Annotated in this window: 18 protein-coding genes; 2 read left to right on the forward strand and 16 right to left on the reverse strand. The window is 64.6% G+C overall.

Annotated elements, in window-relative coordinates:
* Positions 1–75: 75 nt before the first annotated feature.
* From hutH to hutI, 5 genes are all read right to left on the reverse strand, one after another.
* Complete coding sequence (gene hutH, locus B3M58_RS13995) at positions 76–1,611, reverse strand: histidine ammonia-lyase (protein ID WP_296219970.1); 1,536 nt, start codon at positions 1,609–1,611, stop codon at positions 76–78.
* Positions 1,612–1,613: 2 nt separating this feature from the next.
* The gene (gene hutU, locus B3M58_RS14000; RefSeq protein ID WP_296219972.1) at positions 1,614–3,290 is read right to left on the reverse strand and encodes a urocanate hydratase; all 1,677 of its coding nucleotides are present in this window, start codon (positions 3,288–3,290) and stop codon (positions 1,614–1,616) included.
* A gap of 50 nt (positions 3,291–3,340) precedes the next feature.
* Entirely contained in the window at positions 3,341–4,666 is a 1,326-nt protein-coding gene (locus B3M58_RS14005) for a YjiH family protein (protein ID WP_296219973.1), read from the reverse strand.
* Between the two features lie 120 nt (positions 4,667–4,786).
* Positions 4,787–5,788 (reverse strand): formimidoylglutamase, encoded by a 1,002-nt coding sequence (gene hutG, locus B3M58_RS14010; RefSeq protein ID WP_296219975.1) that lies wholly within the window; start codon positions 5,786–5,788, stop codon positions 4,787–4,789.
* Positions 5,778–7,016, reverse strand: coding sequence for an imidazolonepropionase (gene hutI / locus B3M58_RS14015; protein WP_296219977.1), 1,239 nt, complete (start codon positions 7,014–7,016; stop codon positions 5,778–5,780). The genes hutG and hutI overlap by 11 nt, the downstream gene beginning before the upstream one ends.
* Positions 7,017–7,336: 320 nt before the next feature.
* Between hutI and B3M58_RS14020 the strand changes: the two genes are divergently transcribed.
* A complete protein-coding gene (locus B3M58_RS14020; RefSeq protein ID WP_296219979.1) occupies positions 7,337–7,921 on the forward strand; it encodes a HutD family protein in 585 nt (194 codons plus the stop codon).
* A 28-nt stretch (positions 7,922–7,949) separates the two neighbouring features.
* On the opposite strand, the gene B3M58_RS14025 is transcribed toward B3M58_RS14020, so the two are convergent.
* From B3M58_RS14025 to B3M58_RS14055, 7 genes are all read right to left on the reverse strand, one after another.
* Positions 7,950–8,222, reverse strand: coding sequence for a hypothetical protein (locus B3M58_RS14025; protein WP_296219981.1), 273 nt, complete (start codon positions 8,220–8,222; stop codon positions 7,950–7,952).
* Between the two features lie 723 nt (positions 8,223–8,945).
* Complete coding sequence (locus tag B3M58_RS14030) at positions 8,946–9,599, reverse strand: HAD family hydrolase (protein ID WP_296219982.1); 654 nt, start codon at positions 9,597–9,599, stop codon at positions 8,946–8,948.
* Entirely contained in the window at positions 9,599–10,588 is a 990-nt protein-coding gene (locus tag B3M58_RS14035; protein WP_296219985.1) for an ABC transporter ATP-binding protein, read from the reverse strand. The genes B3M58_RS14030 and B3M58_RS14035 overlap by 1 nt, the downstream gene beginning before the upstream one ends.
* Before the next feature lie 37 nt (positions 10,589–10,625).
* Positions 10,626–11,423, reverse strand: a complete 798-nt coding sequence (locus tag B3M58_RS14040) for an ABC transporter permease (protein WP_296219986.1) — start codon at positions 11,421–11,423, stop codon at positions 10,626–10,628.
* Entirely contained in the window at positions 11,410–12,252 is an 843-nt protein-coding gene (locus B3M58_RS14045; protein WP_296219987.1) for an ABC transporter permease, read from the reverse strand. The genes B3M58_RS14040 and B3M58_RS14045 overlap by 14 nt, the downstream gene beginning before the upstream one ends.
* Positions 12,249–13,055 (reverse strand): alkaline phosphatase family protein, encoded by an 807-nt coding sequence (locus tag B3M58_RS14050; RefSeq protein WP_296219988.1) that lies wholly within the window; start codon positions 13,053–13,055, stop codon positions 12,249–12,251. The genes B3M58_RS14045 and B3M58_RS14050 overlap by 4 nt, the downstream gene beginning before the upstream one ends.
* A gap of 127 nt (positions 13,056–13,182) precedes the next feature.
* Entirely contained in the window at positions 13,183–14,241 is a 1,059-nt protein-coding gene (locus B3M58_RS14055) for an ABC transporter substrate-binding protein (protein ID WP_296219990.1), read from the reverse strand.
* Between the two features lie 474 nt (positions 14,242–14,715).
* Between B3M58_RS14055 and B3M58_RS14060 the strand changes: the two genes are divergently transcribed.
* Positions 14,716–15,432 carry a UTRA domain-containing protein gene (locus B3M58_RS14060; protein ID WP_296219992.1) on the forward strand — a complete coding sequence of 239 codons (717 nt, stop codon included), beginning with the start codon at positions 14,716–14,718 and terminating at the stop codon, positions 15,430–15,432.
* 86 nt (positions 15,433–15,518) lie between these two features.
* On the opposite strand, the gene B3M58_RS14065 is transcribed toward B3M58_RS14060, so the two are convergent.
* The 4 genes from B3M58_RS14065 to B3M58_RS14080 all read right to left on the reverse strand — a co-directional run bounded on the left by B3M58_RS14065 (position 15,519) and on the right by B3M58_RS14080 (position 19,720).
* Entirely contained in the window at positions 15,519–16,808 is a 1,290-nt protein-coding gene (locus B3M58_RS14065) for a M18 family aminopeptidase (RefSeq protein ID WP_296219994.1), read from the reverse strand.
* 220 nt (positions 16,809–17,028) lie between these two features.
* Entirely contained in the window at positions 17,029–17,736 is a 708-nt protein-coding gene (locus tag B3M58_RS14070) for a 4'-phosphopantetheinyl transferase family protein (protein ID WP_296219996.1), read from the reverse strand.
* Between the two features lie 301 nt (positions 17,737–18,037).
* Entirely contained in the window at positions 18,038–19,033 is a 996-nt protein-coding gene (locus B3M58_RS14075; protein WP_296219997.1) for an alpha/beta fold hydrolase, read from the reverse strand.
* 90 nt (positions 19,034–19,123) lie between these two features.
* Positions 19,124–19,720: a cytochrome c3 family protein gene (locus B3M58_RS14080; RefSeq protein ID WP_296219999.1), complete on the reverse strand. Its 597-nt coding sequence runs from the start codon at positions 19,718–19,720 to the stop codon at positions 19,124–19,126.
* Positions 19,721–19,727 lie beyond the last annotated feature (7 nt).

Below are 19,727 nucleotides of genomic sequence, written 5' to 3' on the forward strand. Positions count from 1 at the left end.
ACGAAGCCCGGTGGGCGATCGCAACGGCGACGTCAGGCCGGACATCGCCGTTGCGCTCGCCGAGCTCAGTCCAACCTATCCCAACGACGGCAGCAGCCCGGCCGGCAGCAGCGGCGTCAGCACTCGCTTGCCCAGCAGCTCGGCAGCGGCGGCGATGTCCGGGGCGAAGAAGCGGTCCTCGACGTAGTACGGCACCTTGTCGCGTAGTAACTGCCGGGCCTGCTCCAGTTTCGCCGAGCTCTTCAGCCCCTGACGAAAGTCCAGGCCCTGGCAGGCGCCCAGCCATTCGATGGCGAGAATCCCGCGTACGTTGTCGGCCATTTCCCACAGGCGCTTGCCGGCGGCCGGGGCCATCGACACGTGGTCTTCCTGATTGGCCGAAGTCGGCAGGCTGTCGACGCTGTGCGGATGGGCCAGCGCCTTGTTCTCGCTGGCCAATGCGGCGGCGGTGACCTGGGCGATCATAAAGCCGGAGTTGACCCCGCCATTGGCCACCAGAAACGGCGGCAGCTGCGACATGTGCTTGTCCATCATCAGCGAGGTGCGCCGCTCGCTCAGCGCACCTATCTCGGCGATGGCCAGCGCCAGGTTGTCGGCGGCCATGGCCACCGGTTCGGCGTGGAAGTTGCCGCCGGAGATCACGTCGTTCTCTTCGGCGAATACCAGCGGGTTGTCCGACACTGCGTTGGCTTCCACCGCCAGCACCTCGGCGACCTGACGCAGTTGGGTCAGGCAGGCGCCCATCACCTGCGGCTGGCAGCGCAGCGAGTAAGGGTCCTGCACCTTGTCGCAGGCGGCATGCGAGCGGCCCACTTCGCTGCTGGCTTCGAGCAGGTGGCGGTAGGCCGTCGCCGCGTCGATCTGCCCGCGCTGGCCGCGCGCCGCATGGATGCGTGCATCGAACGGTGCCCGCGAACCCAATGCGGCCTCCACCGTCAGACCGCCGCAGACGGTGGCGGCGGCGAACAGGTCTTCGGCCTCGAACAAGCCACGCAAGGCGTAGGCGGTCGACACCTGGGTGCCGTTGAGCAGCGCCAGGCCTTCCTTGGCCGCCAGGGTCAGCGGCTGCAAACCGGCGATGGCCAACGCCTCAGTGGCTGGCAACCATTCACCGCGATAACGCGCCTGGCCTTCGCCGAGCAGCACCAGCGACATGTGCGCCAGCGGCGCCAGGTCGCCGGATGCACCGACCGAGCCCTTGAGCGGAATGTGTGGGTAGACCTCGGCGTTGATCAGGCCGATCAGCGCCTCGATCACCTTCAGGCGGATGCCGGAAAAACCGCGCGCCAGGCTGTTGACCTTGAGCAGCATGATCAGCCGCACCATGGCGTCGTCCAGCGGCTCGCCGAAGCCGGCGGCATGCGAGAGCACCAGCGAGCGTTGCAGTTGTTCGAGGTCTTCGCTGGCGATACGAGTCTGCGCCAACAGGCCGAAGCCGGTGTTGATGCCGTAGGCGGTGCGGTTCTCGTCGAGAATGCGCTGCACGCACGCCACGCTGCGTTCGATGGCCGCGCCGGCGCTGTCGTCCAGGCGTACCTGTAGCGCTTGTTGGTAGGCGCTGCGCAGTTGGCTCAGGCTCAGTTGGCCGGGCTGTAGGTTCAGTAGGTTCATGCTCAGGCTCCTTTGCCCGCAGTGATCATTGGCAGGTCGAGGCCTTGCTCGTCGGCGCAGTCGATGGCGAGATCGTAACCGGCATCGGCATGACGCATCACCCCGGTGCCTGGGTCGTTGCGCAGCACGCGGCCGAGGCGGGCGCGGGCTTCGGGGGTGCCGTCGGCGACGATCACCACCCCGGAATGCTGCGAGTAGCCCATACCGACGCCACCACCGTGGTGCAGCGACACCCAGGTCGCGCCGCCTGCGGTATTCAGCAGGGCGTTGAGCAGCGGCCAGTCGGACACGGCGTCGGAGCCGTCCTGCATCGCCTCGGTTTCACGGTTGGGGCTGGCCACCGAGCCGGAGTCGAGGTGGTCGCGACCGATGACGATCGGCGCTTTCAGCTCGCCGCTGGCGACCATGTCGTTGAAGGCCTGAGCCAGGCGCGCGCGGTCCTTCAGGCCGACCCAGCAGATACGCGCCGGCAGGCCCTGGAAGCTGATGCGCTCGCGGGCCATGTCCAACCAGTTGTGCAGATGGGCATCGTCGGGGATCAGTTCCTTGACCTTGGCGTCGGTTTTGTAGATGTCCTCCGGGTCGCCGGACAGCGCCACCCAGCGGAACGGGCCGATGCCCTGGCAGAACAATGGACGGATATAGGCCGGGACGAAGCCGGGGAAGTCGAAGGCGTTGTCGACGCCCTCTTGCAGGGCCATCTGACGGATATTGTTGCCATAGTCGAAGGTCGGCACGCCCATCTGCTGGAAGGCCAGCATGGCGCGCACATGCACGGCCATGGACTGCTTGGCGGCCTTGACCACCACGGCCTCCTCGGTTTTGCCACGGGCCACGTACTCGTCCCAGCTCCAGCCGATTGGCAGGTAGCCGTGGCGCGGATCGTGGGCGCTGGTCTGGTCGGTGACCATGTCCGGGCGCACGCCACGGCGCACCAGCTCCGGCAGGATCTCGGCGGCGTTGCCACACAGGGCGATGGAGATGGCCTTGCCTTCGCCGGTGTATTTGTCGATCCGCGCCAGGGCGTCGTCCAGGTCAGTGGCCTGCTCGTCGACGTAGCGGGTCTTCAGGCGGAAATCGATACGGCTCTGCTGGCACTCGATATTCAGAGAGCAGGCGCCGGCCAGGGTCGCCGCCAACGGCTGTGCGCCACCCATGCCGCCCAGGCCGGCGGTGAGCACCCAGCGACCCTTGAGGCTGCCGCCGTAATGCTGGCGACCGGCCTCGACGAAGGTTTCATAGGTGCCCTGGACGATGCCCTGGCTGCCGATATAGATCCAGCTGCCGGCGGTCATCTGCCCGTACATGGCCAGGCCCTTGGCATCCAGCTCGTTGAAGTGCTCCCAGGTGGCCCAGTGCGGCACCAGGTTGGAGTTGGCCAGCAGCACGCGTGGCGCGTCCTTGTGGGTTTCGAACACGCCGACCGGCTTGCCGGACTGAATCAGCAGGGTCTGGTGGTCTTCCAGGCGGGTCAGCACCTCGACGATCGCATCAAAGCACTCCCAGTTGCGCGCGGCGCGGCCGATGCCGCCATACACCACCAGCTCCTTGGGGTTCTCGGCGACTTCCGGGTCGAGGTTGTTCATCAGCATGCGCAGCGGCGCTTCGGTCAGCCAGCTCTTGGCGGTCAGCGTGGTGCCGCGGGCGGCGCGGATTTCGGTGTCACGGAAACGGGTCATGGCAGGCTCCTGCAAAGAAAAAAGTCGAGTGATAAATAACGGGCGGTGCGTCAGAGCCAGCCCAGGTACTGCACCAGATAGCCCAGCGGGATGCTGAACAGCAGGCTGAAAAACGTGCGCTGCAACCAGACCAGCAACAGGTCGCGCAGGCGCAGCGGAATCCGCGTGGCGAGCACGCAGGGAATCGAGGCGGAGAGAAACAGCACGCTGCTCACCGAGACGATGGCGGCGACGAACTTGACCACCTCGTCGGCGTCTTTCAGCAGCATCGCTGGCAGGAACATTTCCGCCAGCCCAGCCGAAATGGCGCGGGCCACCTGCATCGGTTCGTCGAGACCGAACAGCCAGGTCAGCGGGTAGAACAGCATGCCGATGGCATCGAACAGCGGGGTGTACTTGGCGGCGAGCAAGCCGAGCAGGCCGACGGCGAGAATGCTCGGCAGGATGGCGGCGGTCATGCGCAGGCCGTCGACGAAGGTCTCGCGCAACGCGCTAGTCAGCGAAGGCGCACAGGCCGCCTGGCTCAGGCCGGCACGCCAAGCGCTGGCGATACGGCTTTCACCGTGTTGCAACTGCGGCTCGGGACGGCTTTCGCTGGGCAGACGTGACAGCGGGTAGATGCGTGCGCTGACCGCCGTGACGCTGAAGGTCACCAGCATCGCGCTCCAGAAATACAGGTTCCAGATTTCCATCAGGCCGAGGGTCTTGGCGATGATCACCATGAACGGCGCCGACACGGTGGAGAAGCCGGTGGCGATGATCGCCGCCTCGCGCACGCTGTAGTGGCCCTGCTGGTACATGCGGTCGGTGATCAACAGGCCCACCGAGTAGCTGCCCACGAACGAGGCCACCGCGTCGATTGCCGACTTGCCTGGCGTGCGCCAGATCGGCCGCATCACCGGCTGCATCAGCACGCCGACCAGTTCGAGCAGGCCGAAGCCGATCAAAAACACCAACGCCAGCGCACCCAGCGGCACGATCAGCGCCAGGCTGAGCACCAGTTTGTCGAACAGAAACGGCAGCATGCCCGGCTGATACAGCGCCGCCGGCCCGACCCCAAGCAGGTAGGCCACGCCGATCAGCAGGCCGAACACCTTGAGCACGCTGAATACCGTGCGGGTCAGGTCGCCGCGCCAGCTGCCGCTGAGCCAGGGTTGCAGCGCGCCGTAGAGCATAAACAGCAGGGCGATGCCGATCACCAGCGGCCGTGCGTGGGTTTGCAAGGCGCTGGCGGCGTGGTCAAGGAGGATGGTCGAGCGCCCGCCGATCTCGAAGGGCACGAAGAACAGCACCAGGCCGATCAGGCTGTAACCGAGCAGACGCGCCAGCGCACGACCGCGAGAAACGCTGGCGACCAGCGACAGTTGTTCAGACATCACGGCGCGCCACCTTGACCAGGTGGAGCACGACAGCAGCGTCATGCGGGGCGTGGGCGGAGCGTGTCATCGGTGGGTTCCTCTGGATTTATTGTTGTCAGGGAAATGGCTGAAGCGCGTTCAGCCGGCCAGGCACAGCAGGTGAATCAGCCGCGCCGCGACCCGCGCGGTGCGGCTGTCGATGTCATGGCTGGGGTTGAGTTCGGCGAGGTCGGCCAGGCGCAATTTGCCGCTGTCGCGCACTCGCTCCAGCAGCGGTTCGAGCAGGGTCAGCGATACCCCGCGTGCGGCCGGTGCGCTGACGCCGGGCGCTTCGCAGGCGGGCAGCACATCGAGATCGATGGTCAGGTAGAGGGCGTCGCAACCGGCGATGAAGGCGCCCAGCTCATGGTTGAGGTCGATCAGGCTGGTTTCGCGAATCTCGTGGTCTTCGCGCACCAGCACGTCGAGTTCGGCGGCCCGCTGGAACAGCGCGCGGGTATTGTTGGCGCGACTGACGCCGAGGCAGGCGTAGATAAATGGCCAGCCGCGTGCCTCGCACTGCGCGGCGATCTGCGCGAACGGCGTACCCGAGGACTGCACATGGCTGGGGTCGCGCAGGTCGAAATGCGCATCGAAATTGATGATGCCGATACGTGGGGCGGCCATCCGTGGGGCGGCCATCCGTGGGCCGTCCTGGCGTATGGCGTCGTGGTGCGGCGCGGGATTGCCGGCCAGGTGTTCGGCAATCCCCAGCCAACTGCCGTAGGCCACCTCATGACCGCCACCGAGGACGACAGGCAAGTGCCCGGCATCCAGCAGCGCGCAGACGTTTTGCCCCAGGCGGGCCTGCGCGGCGGCCAGTTCGCCATCGGCGCAGACCACATCGCCGGCATCGAAGGCCGGTCCCTGACGGTGCCAGGCCAGGTTGGCCAGGGCCTTGCGTATCGCCTCGGGTGCGGCGGCGGCGCCCACCCGCCCGTGGTTGCGGCGCACGCCTTCATCGCTGGCAAAACCGAGCAGGGCCACGCCGGGCTGGCTGTCCGCACTCAGCGGCTGGATGCGCTGGTGCCAGCGCGGGCTGTCCGGCTCGGGGTCGACACGACCTTGCCAGCACGCCATGCAGTGGCGATCAACATTCATGGGCACTGACTCCTGATGGGTGGCTGATGATTCCGTTGAACACCCGTTGGCGCAGGCGCCCCGGCTGCACTGCGTAAGCCAGTTCGGCCGGCTGCTGGATGGCCCACAGGCACAGGTCGGCGGGAGCGCCGACGGCAATGCGGCCCAGTTCGGGCAATCCGAGTGCCTGCGCGGCATGCGCGGTCATTCCGGCCAGCGCCTCGCGTGGGGTCAGGCGGAACAGGGTGCAGGCCAGGTTGAGCAGCAGCGTGGGGAAGCAGATCGGCGAGGTGCCCGGGTTGGCGTCGCTGGCCAGCGCCATCGGCACGCCATGCCGGCGCAGCAACGCGATGGGCGGCAATTGGGTTTCGCGCAGGGTATGAAAGGCGCCGGGGAGCAGGGTCGCCACCGTGCCGGCGGCGGCCATGGCCTGCACGCCAGCCTCGTCGAGGAACTCGATATGGTCCGCCGACAGCGCGCCATAACGTGCGCCCAGGGCACTGGCGCCTTGGTTGGACAGCTGCTCGGCATGCACCTTGATACCCAGTCCGTGGCGTTGCGCGGCCTGGAACACCCGCTCGCATTGCGCTGGGCTGAAGGCGATGTGCTCGCAGAACACGTCCACCGCATCGGCCAGCCCTTCGGCGGCGGCCGCCGGGATCATCTCGTTGCACACCAGCGCGATATAGCCGTCGGCGTCGTCGGTGAATTCCGGCGGCAAGGCATGCGCGCCGAGCAGGGTGGTGACCACGCGCACTGGCAGCGTTTCGCCGAGGCGGCGGGCGACACGCAGCATTTTCAGTTCGTCGGCGAGGTTCAGGCCGTAACCGGATTTGATTTCCACGCTGGTGACTCCGTCGGCCAACAGCGCTTGCAAGCGCGGCAGCGCCTGGGCCAGCAATTGCTCCTCGCTGGCGGCGCGGGTGGCGCGCACGGTGCTGAGAATGCCGCCGCCGGCACGGGCGATGTCGGCGTAGCTGGCGCCCTCCAGACGTTGCTCGAACTCCTCGGCTCGGCTGCCGGCGAACACCAGGTGCGTGTGGCAATCGACCAGACCCGGAGTCATTACCCCGCCGCAGCCGACTTCGCGATAGCCGATGGCCTGGGCGTCGGTGAACGCCGCCATGGGCGTGAGCGCGACGATCCGCCCGGCGCGAACCTGCACCGCCATGGGCGTGGGCAACACCTGTAGGCCATCGAAAACGCAGACATCGCGCCACAGCAGGCTGGAGGAGGGCGTGTTGGGCACGGTATGAGCCTCGTTGAATTTATTTGTATATACAATATGAGCGAGCAAACGGGTCGTCAAGCCGCGCCCATGACCTTTGGTCGTTGGACGCTGTGCAAGGGCCGCGGCAATTATTGATTTTTTTATTCAAGTGACTGTTTTTAAATGCTTATCTGTGTAGGTGCTTGGGTGGATAAGTTTTTCGTTGATCGAACGCAGGGGGCTTTACGGCCGTTTGGCGAGCAGCCGTGGGTTGTGTTAACGCAGGTTTGTTCTTTAATGTATATACATTAAGATGCCATCGACTCAGGTGGCGTGCAGCGAGAGGGGCTGGGTAGACGATGCAGAAGATTGCACTGGAGTCGTTGCCGCGCATGCCGTGGAAGAACGCCGGCGGGGTGACGCAGGTGCTGGCGATCGAGCCGCCCGGCGCCGGTCTCGACGATTTCGATTGGCGCATCAGTTGTGCGCAGGTGGCGAGTTCGGGAGCGTTTTCAGCCTTCCCAGGCGTCGATCGTAGCGTGCTGGTGTTGCAGGGCGCGGGGCTGCAACTGCGCATCGGCGAGGCCGAGGACGTGACGCTCGACGCTGACGGCGCGGTGTTGCGTTTTCGCGGTGAGCAGCCGGTGACTGCTGAACTACTGAGCGGGCCGCTGAGCGATTTCAATGTCATGACGCGGCGTACGCGTTACACCCATGAACTGCTGCGCACAACGCTGTGCGGCGAGCAGTACTATCGGTTGAGCACCGATGCCACCTTGATCTTTTGTGCGACAGGCCACGTGACGTGCCGCGTGGCGTGCGCCGCCGCGGTCGAGTTGGACGTGCAGGAAGGGCTGCTGCTGGAGCGCGCGGAAGCGGACTGGCTGACGTTGACTGCCACCTTGCCAAGCAGCCTGTGCATCGTCCGGCTATGCCGCGTTTGAGCCAACCGCGCCACTCCGGCCGTCGACCCTAGGATGCCGAGTGCAGTTGCACCTCTTCTACCGCATCGGCGCGAGTGGGTTCCGGCACGCCGGTCAACTCGCTGATCAACGCCCACTGTTGGTCCAGTTCCTTGCTCACGGCCTCCAGCCTGGAAATCATCCGCGTGCCGGCGCTGCGCACGCCAGGGTCATTGCTGCGCAACAGGTCGAACGACAGCGCGGTCATCGCCGCGGTCATGTGGGTGATGCTGCGCGAGGTGAGGGTGAGCAGTTCGGTGAGTTGCTGTTCTTTCTGGGTCATATCGGCCGTCCTTGCCGGGTGGGATCAATAAGGTGTGGGCGCAGCCAGCCAGGTCGCGGTGTAGAGCACCACAAGAGAAAATGACGCGAGCAGAACAAGTTTCTGGAGCATTCACGAATTCCATTCGTAGGCGGGGTCGATCCATCAGCGGGCAAAATGTTACCACTTGGCCTGTGGTGTGATGCAAGTCTCGTTTGTTCTCTATTCGCCAGCGTTACCGCCAGTTCAAATCGAGGCATCGGACGGTACTCGTCTGTGGGCGACACCCGCCAGCTTGGCTAGGGTCTGTTGCCATTTCATTCGCGGTCGCGCCGGAGCCTGTTTTTGCGCGAGGCAAGGCACGAGACACGAAGTTTGGTATTCCAAATAAGTGTCGAGTAACGCTGCATCGCGCAAAAACAGGCCCGGCCCTTCGGGTTGCGCGAGAAATGGACCCCGCTGTTGTTGCAGGACTTGGCAAGGGAAGGCGCGGCCGGCCCAGGCCATTACCTGCGTCCTGCGCCTAACCGGGGGCCATTTCTCGCAGCAACGCGCCTCGTAATGAAGCGGCAACAGACCCTAACGCTTATGCCGCAGAAGTTGTGCGCTGGAGCATAGTTGCTGCGGCCGCGTTTGCCGTGTCATCCGTCGACCGTCTGTGTTGTCCCATCTGCTTGTGGTTATTGCCCTGGTGGGAAGGGCTTTAGCCGCGAGGTGTGCCCCACCCTATGTTGGCGGCCAGGTTCAGCGCCAGCTGAGGATCGGCCAGCCGGCGTGCTCCGCATGCTGGCGCAGCACCGGATCGGGGTTGACCACGTGGGGGTGGTCGACCACTTGCAGCAGCGGCAGGTCGTTGCGCGAGTCGGAGTAGAAATAGGCGCCGGCCAGGCTTTCGCCTTGTTCGCGCAACCAGGCGTGCAGGCGGCTGACCTTGCCTTCGCGGTAGGTCAGTACGCCCTGGGTGCGGCCGCTGTAGTGGCCGTGCTGTTGTTCCAGGTCGATGGCCAGCACGTCGTCGATACCCAGGCGCGCGGCGATGGCGCTGACCAGGAAGTGCGCCGAAGCGGAGATCAGCAGAATGCGGTCGCCGGCCATGCGGTGGGTGGCCAGGCAGCGGGTGGCGTCGCTGTAGAGGATCGGCTCGATGACGTCTTCGACATAGGGTGCGACGACGAAGGCCACTTCCTCCTCGGTGCGGCCGACCAGCGGCGACAGGCTGAAGGCCATGTAGTCTTCCATGGCCAGCTTGCCTTCGGCGTAGAGGGCCATCAGTTGGTGGTCGCGTTGCAGGAAGCTGTCGCCGTCGACCCAGCCGAGGCGGACCATCTCCTCGCTCCACAGGCTGGCGCAGTCGCCGCCGATCAGGGTTTCGTCCAGATCAAATATTGCCAGTGCCATCAGGCCACCTCACGAATTGCGTCGGCCGCTATGGTAAGCGCGATGTGCTGGCCGCTGGCATGCAGATCGGCCTCCGAGCGGTTCAGTACATCGACCAGCAGCTCGACGCCACGGGCTTCGACACGGTAGCGGATGACGTTGCCGAGCAGGCTGTGGCTGCGGATCTGCCCTTCGATGCTGCCGGCCTGGCTGAGCTGGATAGCCTCGGGGCGGATCGCCACGCGGGTCTCAACCGGGCGGCCGAGCAGGCGGCTGGCGCTGGCGGCGTCGAGCAGGTTGTAGTTGCCGATAAAGCCGGCAGCGAAAGCGTCGACGGGCGCGGTGTAGAGGGTTTCCGCATCGCCGCTCTGGACGATCTTGCCGGCGTTCATCAGGAAGATGCGGTCGGACAAGACCAGGGCTTCCTCCTGGTCATGGGTGACGAAGATGGTGGTCAGGCCCAGTTCGCGCTGAATGCCGCGAATCTGTTCGCGCAGGTGTTTGCGGATGCGTGCATCCAGCGCCGACAGCGGCTCGTCGAGCAGCAGCAGGCGCGGGCGGGTGACCAGCGAGCGGGCCAGGGCCACGCGCTGGCACTGGCCGCCGGAGAGCTGGTGCGGGTAGCGGCTGGCGAAGTCGCCCAGCTCGACCATCGCCAGGGCCTCCTGCACGCGCTGGGCGCTTTCGTCCTTGGCGACCTGCTGCATGCGCAGGCCGAAGGCGACGTTCTGCTGCACGGTCATGTTGGGGAACAGCGCGTAGCTCTGGAACACCATGCCGATGCCGCGTTTCTGCGGCGACAGCGGCACCAGGTCTTCGCCGTTGAGCAGGATCTTGCCGCCATTGACCTCGGTAAGGCCGGCGATGCAGCGCAGCAGGGTGGATTTGCCGCAACCGGACGGGCCGAGCAGGGTGACGAACTCGCCTTGGCCGATTGCGCAGTTGATGTCGCTGAAGATCGAGGTGGCGCCGTAGTTCTTGTGCAGGTTCTGGATGCTGAGAAAACTCATGGCAGATCCTTATGGAAAACGAATAGAGAAGCCAGGTTCATGTCTTGTCCCGGTTCAGGCGATTGGCGGCCCAGGTGAAGATCAGGACGAAGAAGAAGTAGGAAATCACCAGGGCGCTGTTGAAGTGGCCGCTGCTGTTTTTCATGTTGTTGAGGTAGACCTGCAAGGTTTCATAGCGGGTGCCGACCAGCAGGTTGGCGAACACGAATTCGCCGAAGAGGAAGCTGAACGAGAGGAACAACGAGACCATCAGGCCCTTGCGCAGGTTGGGCAGCACCACCAGAAAGGCGGCTTTCCAGGTGCTGGCGCCGAGCAGGTGGGCGGCGTCCATCAGATCCGGCAGGTTGATCGCTTGCAGGTTGTTGGTGATCGCTCGGTACATGAACGGCAGGGCGATGGTGAAGTAACAACCGATCAGAATCCACGGGGTGCCAACCATCGCCAGCGGCCCGGAACCGTAGACCTGCAGCAACCCCACCGAGGACACCACGGGCGGCACGGCGAAGGGCAGCAGGATAAGGATGTTCATCAGCCCGTCGAGCTTGGGGAAGTGGTAATGCACGACGAACAGCAGCGGCAGGATCAGCACCGCCGACAGCAGCAACGCGGCGAAGCACACCAGCAGCGATTGACCGAAGGCGCGCAGGAAGCGCTCTTCGCTCCACAGTTGCAAGTACCACTTAAAGGTCAGGCCGTCGGGCAGGATGCTCGCCGACCAACTGGTGGACAGCGAGTAGAGCAGGGTGGCGGCCAGCGGCATGAGCAGAATCAGGAACAGCAGCCAGACCACCACGCGGTGGTAGAGCGCCGCCGGCTTGGCGTCAGCGCGCGACATGGTAGCTCCTCTTCAGCAGCAACTGATGCGCCACGGTGATCACCGCCATCAGGCCGACCAGGATCATCGCCAGGGCGCTGGCCATGTTCGGGTCGAGGGAAATGTCGCCGGAGACCATGGCGGCGATGCGGATCGGCAGTACGTTGAAGTTGCCGGTGGTCAGGTAGTACACCGTGGCGTAGGCGCCGAGGGCGTTGGCCAGGAGGATGACGAAGGTGCCGAGCAGCGCCGGGGTCAGCACCGGCAGGCCGATATGCCGCCAGAAATCCCAGGTGCCGGCGCCGAGCAGCGCGGCGGACTCGCGCCAGTCTTCGCGCAGGGCATCGAAGGCCGGGTAGAGCAGCAGCACGCCGAGGGGGATCTGGAAGTAGGTGTAGAGCACGATCAACCCGGTCTTGGAGTACAGGTTGAAGTCTTCGATCAGCCCGATCTGCTTGAGCAGGATGGTCAGTGCGCCGTTGAAACCGAGCAGGATGATGAAGGCAAACGCCAGCGGTACCCCGGCGAAGTTGCTGGTCATGTTGGAGAAGGCCATGACGAAGTCGCGCAGCTTGGAGTCGACCTGGCGCAGCGAGTAGCTGCCGAGGATGGCGATAACGATGCCGAACACGCTCGACCAGAAGGCGATCTGCAGGCTGTGCTTGATCGCTTGCAGGTAAAACTTGGAGGCGAACACCCGCTCGAAGTTGCCCAGGCCCCAGCCATTGGGGGTGTTCAGGCTATTGGTCGCCACCCATACCAGCGGCGCGATCTGGAAGGCGATGAAGAAAACGGCAAACGGCAGCAGGCACAACACCGCCAGCCATTTGCCGCGGGTGACGGCATTCACGTGAGCAGTTCCTTGCAGAGGGGTTTGTCGTGAGGTACGCCGAGCAGCGTGCAGATGGTGCCGCACAGCTCGGTTTGTCGGGGTTGTGCGCTGCTGTCCAGGCTGAACGCGTCACCGAGGACGAACAGCGGCACTTCGCGCTCTTCGACGAGGATACCGTTGTGCGAGCGGTCGTTGTTCATGCCGTGGTCGGCGGTGACCAGCACTTGGTAGCCGGCCGCCAGCCAGCCGTGCAGGTAGTCGGCGAGGAGGATGTCGGCGCGCCGCGCGCTGTTGCGGTATTGCGCGGTATCGAGGCCGTGCTTGTGGCCGGCATCGTCGATGTTCATCGGGTGCACCAGAAGGAAGTTCGGCGAGTGGCGCAGGCGCAGGCTTTCGGCGTCGGCGAACAGGTGCGAGTCCGGGTAATGGTCGGCGTAGTAGAAGTGCCCATGCTGGATCGGCAGCTCCGGCGCCTCGGTGTGGCGGTCACGCACGGCATTGAACGGCGCGCGGTTATACAGCTCGCTCATCCAGTGATAGGCCGCGGCGGCGGTACTCAGACCGGCGTCACGGGCGTAGTGGAAGATGCTGCGCTGGTTGCTCAGGCGCACCACATCGTTGTGCACGATGCCGCTGTCGATCGGCGGCACCCCGGTGAGGATGCATTCATACAGCGGGCGGGACAGCGACGGCAGCTCGCACTCAAGCTTGTACAGCGCGGCGCGGCCGGCACCGCAGTAGGCCTGAAGGTGACCTAGCGCATGCCGGGCCACCTGATAGTTCAGGCCATCCAGTACGACCAGGATGACGTTGTGCTTCATGGAGGACATCTTCCTTGCGCTGCGGAGTTGCGGTGGAGCCATATGCGTAGGATGGGTGGAGCTGGCGATACCCATCAAGGTAGGTGGAGCGATGGGTATCGCTGCGCTCCACCCATCCTACGGCCGGTTACTCCATATTGATGATGACGTGTTCCTGCCACAGTTGCGGCAGTGCCTTGGAGGTGGCTTCCCAGGCGGCGGCGTCCTTGATCGGCTGGACCTTGGCGTACTGCGCGTTGGGCAGCAGCTTGGCCTGCACCTCGGCCGGCAGCGTCAGGTGCTCGGCGCGGATAGGACGGGCGTTACCCTTGGCCAGGTTGATCTGGCCGGCATCGCTCAAGATGTATTCGCGGGCCAGCTTGGCGGCGTTGGGATTCTTGGCGTACTTGTTGATGATTGTGGTGTAGCCGGAGATCACCGAACCGTCGGACGGGATCAGCACCTCGAAGCGGCTCGGGTCGATCTGGTCGCGGTAGGACAAGCCGTTGAAGTCCCACACCACGCCGACTTCCACTTCGCCTTTTTCCAGGGTCTGGATGGTCGGGTTGGACAGCGACAGGCGGCCTTGCTCGGCCAGTGCGCCGAAGAAGTCCAGGCCCGGCTGGATATTCTTTTCGTCGCCGCCGTTGGCGATGGCGGCAGCGAGGACGCCGTTGACTGCCTGGGCGGCGGCGCTGACGTCACCGATGGCGACCTTGTAGGTGCCGGTTTTCAGGTCGGCCCAGCTTTTCGGCGCCTCCTTGACCAATTGCTTATTGACGATAAAGGCGATGGAGCCGGTGTAGGCGAGCATCCAGTGGCCGTCGGTGTCCTTGGCCCAGCTCGGAATCTGCTCCCAGGTGCTCGGCTTGTAGGGTTGCGTTACGCCCTGTTGCACGGCGATCGGGCCGAAGGCCGCGCCGACGTCGCCGATGTCGGCGGTGGCGTTGTCTTTCTCGGCGGCGAACTTGGCGATTTCCTGGGCCGAACTCATGTCGGTGTCGAGGTGCTTCAAGCCATAGAGTTTTTCCAGATCAATCCAGGTGTCCTTCCAGTTGGCCCAGCTGTCCGGCATGCCCACGCTGTTCACTGCGCCTTCGGCGCGAGCGGCTTGTTCCAGCGCTTGCATGTCCGTATCAGCAGCCATGGCCTGGGTGGTCAGGGCGATGGCCGAGCCCATCAGGGAAGCCAGCAGCAGTTGTTTCATTGGAAACTCCTTTGCAGTGAGAGTGTGTTGGTCTAGATCAGCAAGACCCACGCCAATCTAGGCCTCACGCGTGACAGTTTTATGTCTGCCGGTTCTTGGCGGATGTTCAAGGGGTTTGACGAGCCGGCGCACAACAAGCGTAGACCATGGATAAGTGGCTGATTTCGGGGGATGCATCGGGCGTCGAGAGTGGCATGGGGCATGCCTGAAAGACGGCTGTCATCGGCCGGTCATCTAGACTGCCTAGGCTTGAACGCTTATTTATCGCGGTTTGAAGAGTCGGTTCATGCCCCGCAATGACAGGCCGTTGAACAATGTAGGCGAGGCAGCCGAGACAAGGCAAAAACGGCCGAAAAAGCGCAGTTTACGTGGTGTAAATGAGCTTTTTGAGGCCGTTTTTAACGCCGTATCGGCAACGTAGGTAGTTTTTCAACGGCCTGGTAAGGCTGGACTAGTCCAAAAGAGGAAGTCTTGATGCGCGATGAAGCGCCGCGTGCAGTCACCACCATCTGCCGTGCGTTGGAAGAACAGATCGAACACGGTTTGCTGCCCTCCGGCAGCAAGCTGCCGGCCGAACGCAAATTGAGCGAGTTGTTCGACACCACCCGCATTACCCTGCGCGAGGCGCTGAGCCAGCTGGAGGCCCAGGGTCTGGTCTACCGCGAGGAGCGCCGTGGCTGGTTCGTTTCCCCGGCGCGGGTGGCTTACAACCCGCTGGTGCGTAGCCATTTCCATGCGATGGTCGCCGAGCAGGGCCGGGTGCCGGCAACCGAGGTGTTGAGCGCGCGGCTGATGCCGGCGAATGCGGAAATCTGTCAGGTGCTGGAGTTGCCGGCGCTGTCCAGCGTGTACCAGATCCGCCGCGCGCGGCGGATCGACGGGCGTTTGGTGCTGTATGTCGAGCATTACCTCAACCCGGCGTATTTCCCTGGGGTGCTCGATTTTGACCTGACCCGCTCGCTGACCGAGCTGTACGCCAGCGAGTACGCGGTGCACTACGGGCGGGTGCGTTTCGACATGGTGCCGACCGCACTGCACAGCGAGGCCGCCGGCGCATTAAAAGTGGCGGTAGGCAGCCCGGCGCTGCGTATCACCCGGGTCAACCGCGACCAGCATGGCCGGCTGATCGACTGCGACCTGGAGTTCTGGCGCCACGACGCCATTCACGTCAGCGTCGAAGTGCCGGAGTAGAAAGACCCGTGCTCACCCTTGACCGCCGTCGGCTGGCGCAGGGTGGACATGGCGCAACCTTGTCCACCCTGCGCGCCTGTGGCTGATTACGGCAGTTCGGCGCTGGCGTAGAAGGCGCTGAGGACTTTCACCAGGTGCGCCAGGTCGTGGCTGCCGGCCAGTTCGCGGATCGAGTGCATGGCGAAGGTCGGCAGGCCGATATCCACGGTGCGCACGCCCAGTTGGCTGGCGGTGAGTGGGCCGATGGTCGAGCCGCAACCCATGTCGCTGCGGGTGACGAAGCTCTGCACCGGCACTTCGTTTTCCAGGCACAGGTGGCGGAAGAACCCGGCGGTTTCGCTGTTGGTGGCGTAGCGCTGGTTGCTGTTGATCTTGATCACCGGGCCGGCGTTGATTTTCGGGCCGTGGTTGCCGTCGTGCTTATCGGCATAGTTGGGGTGCACGGCATGCGCGTTGTCGGCGGAGACCAGCAGCGAGCGCTGGATACTGCGCACGAAGGCGTCGCCTTCCGGCAGCACGCGGCGCAGCACCTGTTCGAGCATTGGGCCGTCGGCGCCGCAGGCCGAGCAGGAGCCGACTTCCTCATGGTCAGTACACACCAGTGCGCAGCTTTCTTCGTCCGGGGCGGCCAGCAAGGCTTGCAGGCCGGCGTAGCAGGACAGCAGGTTGTCCAGCCGCGCGCCGGCGATGAAGTCGCCATTCAGGCCAATCACCGCGGCGGCCTGGGTGTCGTAGAAACTCAACTCGAAATCCAGCACCGCATCGGCGTTGAAGTCATGTTCGCGGGCCAGTTGCTCGCTGAGCAGCGCGCGGAAATCCGCCGCCTCGGTGCCCGCCAGTTGGGCGAGGATCGGCGGCAGTTCGGTCTGCGCGTTGATCGCCCAGCCCTGGTTGGCGTCGCGGTTGAGGTGAATCGCCAGGTTGGGGATCACCGCAATCGGGCATTGGAAGTCGATCAGCTGGCTTTCCACCTTGCCGTCGCGGCGGTAAGTCACCCGCCCGGCCAGCGACAGATCGCGGTCGAACCAGGGCGCCAGCAGCGCGCCGCCGTAGACTTCCACGCCAAGCTGGAAAAAGCCTTGGCGCTGCAATTCCGGCTGCGGTTTGACCCGTAGGCAGGGGCTGTCGGTGTGCGCGCCAACCAGGCGAATGCCGCCTTCCAGTGGTGAGCGCTTGCCCAGTTTGAAGGCGATGATCGCGGAGTCGTTGCGGGTCACGTAATAGCGGCCGCCGGCCTCGGTGTGCCACGGCGCACGTTCGTCCAAATGCTGATAGCCGGCCGCTTCCAGGCGCAGGGCCAGGCTGGCGGTGGCATGAAACGGGGTCGGCGAGGCCTTGAGGAAATCGATCAGGCCTTGGTTCAATTCTTCGCGCATTAGGGCACTCCAGGCGGCAATGGCCCGAGTTTATCGGATTTGCCTGGGGCATTGGGTGCCGCTACGCGGCTCGTCAGGGCAATCGCTTGAAAGTGACGCGCTTGTCGCGGCTAAAGCCCCTCCCACGGTTTAGCGTCAGGCTGCAGCCTGTGTTGTGGGGGGCGCTTCAGCGGCGAGCTTGCGGGGCCGCGACGGCCCTGTGCTGTTCGTATGCAATCGCTCAGCGCGGGATGCTCACCAGGCTCAGCAGATAACCGTCGAATTCGCCGAACTGGCCGTCCAGTTCGCTGCCCGCCGGCCAGTCCGCGTGCAGGTCGACCAGCAGGCGCATACGCACGCTGTTGTCGGCTGCGACGCTGAGCAGTTCGGCATCCTGAAAGTAGAAGTGCCGCAGCACCAGCGGGTAGAGCGCCTTGAACAGGCTTTCCTTGAGCGAGAAGGTCAGGCTGATGCGTCGGGCGCGCTGTGCGGCGGGCAGGCTTTCCAGGCGGAACAATTCGCCAGGGGTGAGGATTTCTCCCGCCAGGCGCTCGGCGCGACTGGCCGGCATGATCTTCTCCACATCCAGGCCCAGGCCGCGCCAGCTGCTATGCGGGGCGACCACGGCGGCGGCCCAACCGCTGCCATGGGTGATCGAACCGCAGACGGCGGCCGGCCATTGCGGGGCGCGGTCGGCGCCGACCGCCGGCACCGTCGCCGTGCCGGTAGCCCGGCGCAGGGCTTCGCGCGCGCACAGGCGGCCGGCAAGGTATTCCGCCTGACGTTTGGACACCCCAGAGACGGGCGTGATGGCGCAGCGGGTGAAGTCGTCAGCCTCCAGGCGTTCGGCCGCGAACTGGGTACTGATCAGGCAGGCGCCGGGCAACGCATGGGGCAGCGGCCAGTGTTCGACGAGGGCGGTGCAGCACGCGGGTTGGTAGTCGTTCATCCGCGCATTCTGCCGGTTGCCGCCCGAGGCGACCAGTCGGGCGGCCGTTTACATTTCTTTGCAAAGCGGCAACAAAGCTAAACGGATAGTTGCGCGGGCTTTTGCCAGACTAGCGCTGCGTTTCTTCGGGAACGCAGGTGAGGTTGTTGTTGGAGTCCGGCTGAGCCGGTTCCGACTTTTCTCTGAGATTGAGTGCGGGAGCCCATTTGGGCTCCCGTTTTTTTTGGTTCTGCGGCCGTGAGTTGTTGCTGTGCGCCAGCGCTGCGCTGGCTGGGGTGGGCGTTAGCCGAGCATTGAAGCCCTACGGAATCAGGCTGAACCGCCGCGAGCCGTCGATCGGGTTGCGCGTGGGGATCAGGCTGCGGTCCAGGTCGCCCTTGAGCGTCTCGAACAGGTCGAGGGTAAACAGCCGGTTACCGATGTACCAAGAGTGGTTCTGGTTGCCGAGAAACCCATGCGGCTGGTCGCTGGTCTGTAATGCCGCATCGGCCAGCAGGGCCTGGTGATAGGCGCTGCAGTCGATATCCACCGCCGCGCGCGGCGCCGCTTCCGGTAGGCCGACGCGGCCTGCCCGTGGCGCCACACCGGCGCGTTTGACGTTGGACAGCTTGAGCACGCTGTCGCCGAGGCTGAAGTAGTTGGTCAGCCGTGTGCAGTGCCGGTACAGCGAGTCGCTGCTGGCATGGCCTTCGTTGAGCGAGGCGGCGGACACGTCGGCAGCGATAAAGCACAGCTGGCTGATCATCCAGCTGTTGTTTTCCAGGCGCGCATCGTCGGCGTCGTCGAAGGCTTCGCGCACCACGTAGGCGCCCATCGAGTGGGCGATGATGTGGGTGTTCACCGCGCAGTCCGGGGTCTGCTTGGCGGCGAGCAGGGCGATCAGGTCGGTGACCAGTTGCATCGCGCTGAATTTGGCGTCGTGACGGTCTTCCAGATAGCCGACGGTCTTGTTGTCGCTGGGCCAGTCGAACGACACCACTGCGCCTTTCCAGCCCAGCGCTGTGAGGTCGGCCTGGAGCCGGCGGTGGCGTTTTACCACCTCTTCGGCGCTGTTGTTGTAGCCATGCACATACACCAGGATGTCGCCGCGCTCGGCGCCGGTGCGTTCGTCCGTGCCCCAGATCGCCTCGGCCAACAGTTGCTGCAACCAGGCCTTGACCCAGGTTTCACCCATGCGCCCATGGCTGGGCAGCGGGGCTTTGGCATCGGCGGGCACCAGCAGCATGTGCGAGGCGCCGGGTTCGGCATCGAAGGTGCCTTGCTTGACCCGCCGGGCGCTGACCACGAAATCGTTCATCGCTGACTCCTCCTTATTCGTTGTACAGGTGGCTCCAAGCGATGCGTCTACGACCTGGCTGGCGTATCCGAGCCTATTGCTTTTAACCCTTCACCAGCCGGGCACCCCGCTCATGTCCGGCAGCTTGTGGGCGATGCCTTTGTGGCAGTCGATGCAGGTGGCTGCGCCGCTGGCCAGCGAGGTGGAGTGCATCTGCCGCGCGCGTTGGCCCTGCTTGGTGAAATCCATGAACTCGAAGTTGTGGCAGTTGCGGCATTCCAGCGAGTCGTTGGCTTTGAGCCTGGCCCACTCGTGTTCGGCCAGTTCGCGGCGGTGGGCGAGGAACTTGTCGCGGGTGTTGATGGTGCCAAAGATCTTGCCCCACACCTCCTTGGAGGCCTGCATCTTGCGCGCGATCTTGTCGGTCCACTGGTGCGGCACGTGGCAATCCGGGCAGGTGGCGCGCACCCCGGAGCGGTTGCTGTAGTGGATGGTGTCCTGCAGTTCGACGAATACGTTGTCGCGCATTTCGTGGCAGGAGGTGCAGAACTGTTCGGTGTTGGTCGCCTCCAGCGCGGTGTTGAAGCCGCCCCAGAAGATGATCCCGGCGACGAAGCCGCCAAGGGTGAGAAAGCCCAGGCTGTAATGCACGCTCGGGCGACGCAGGATGCGCCAGTAGTCCTTGAGCAGGGCGAGCAACGACTTCATGGCGCCT

Source organism: Pseudomonas sp. UBA2684 (assembly GCA_002354655.1).
Taxonomy (GTDB): domain Bacteria; phylum Pseudomonadota; class Gammaproteobacteria; order Pseudomonadales; family Pseudomonadaceae; genus Aquipseudomonas.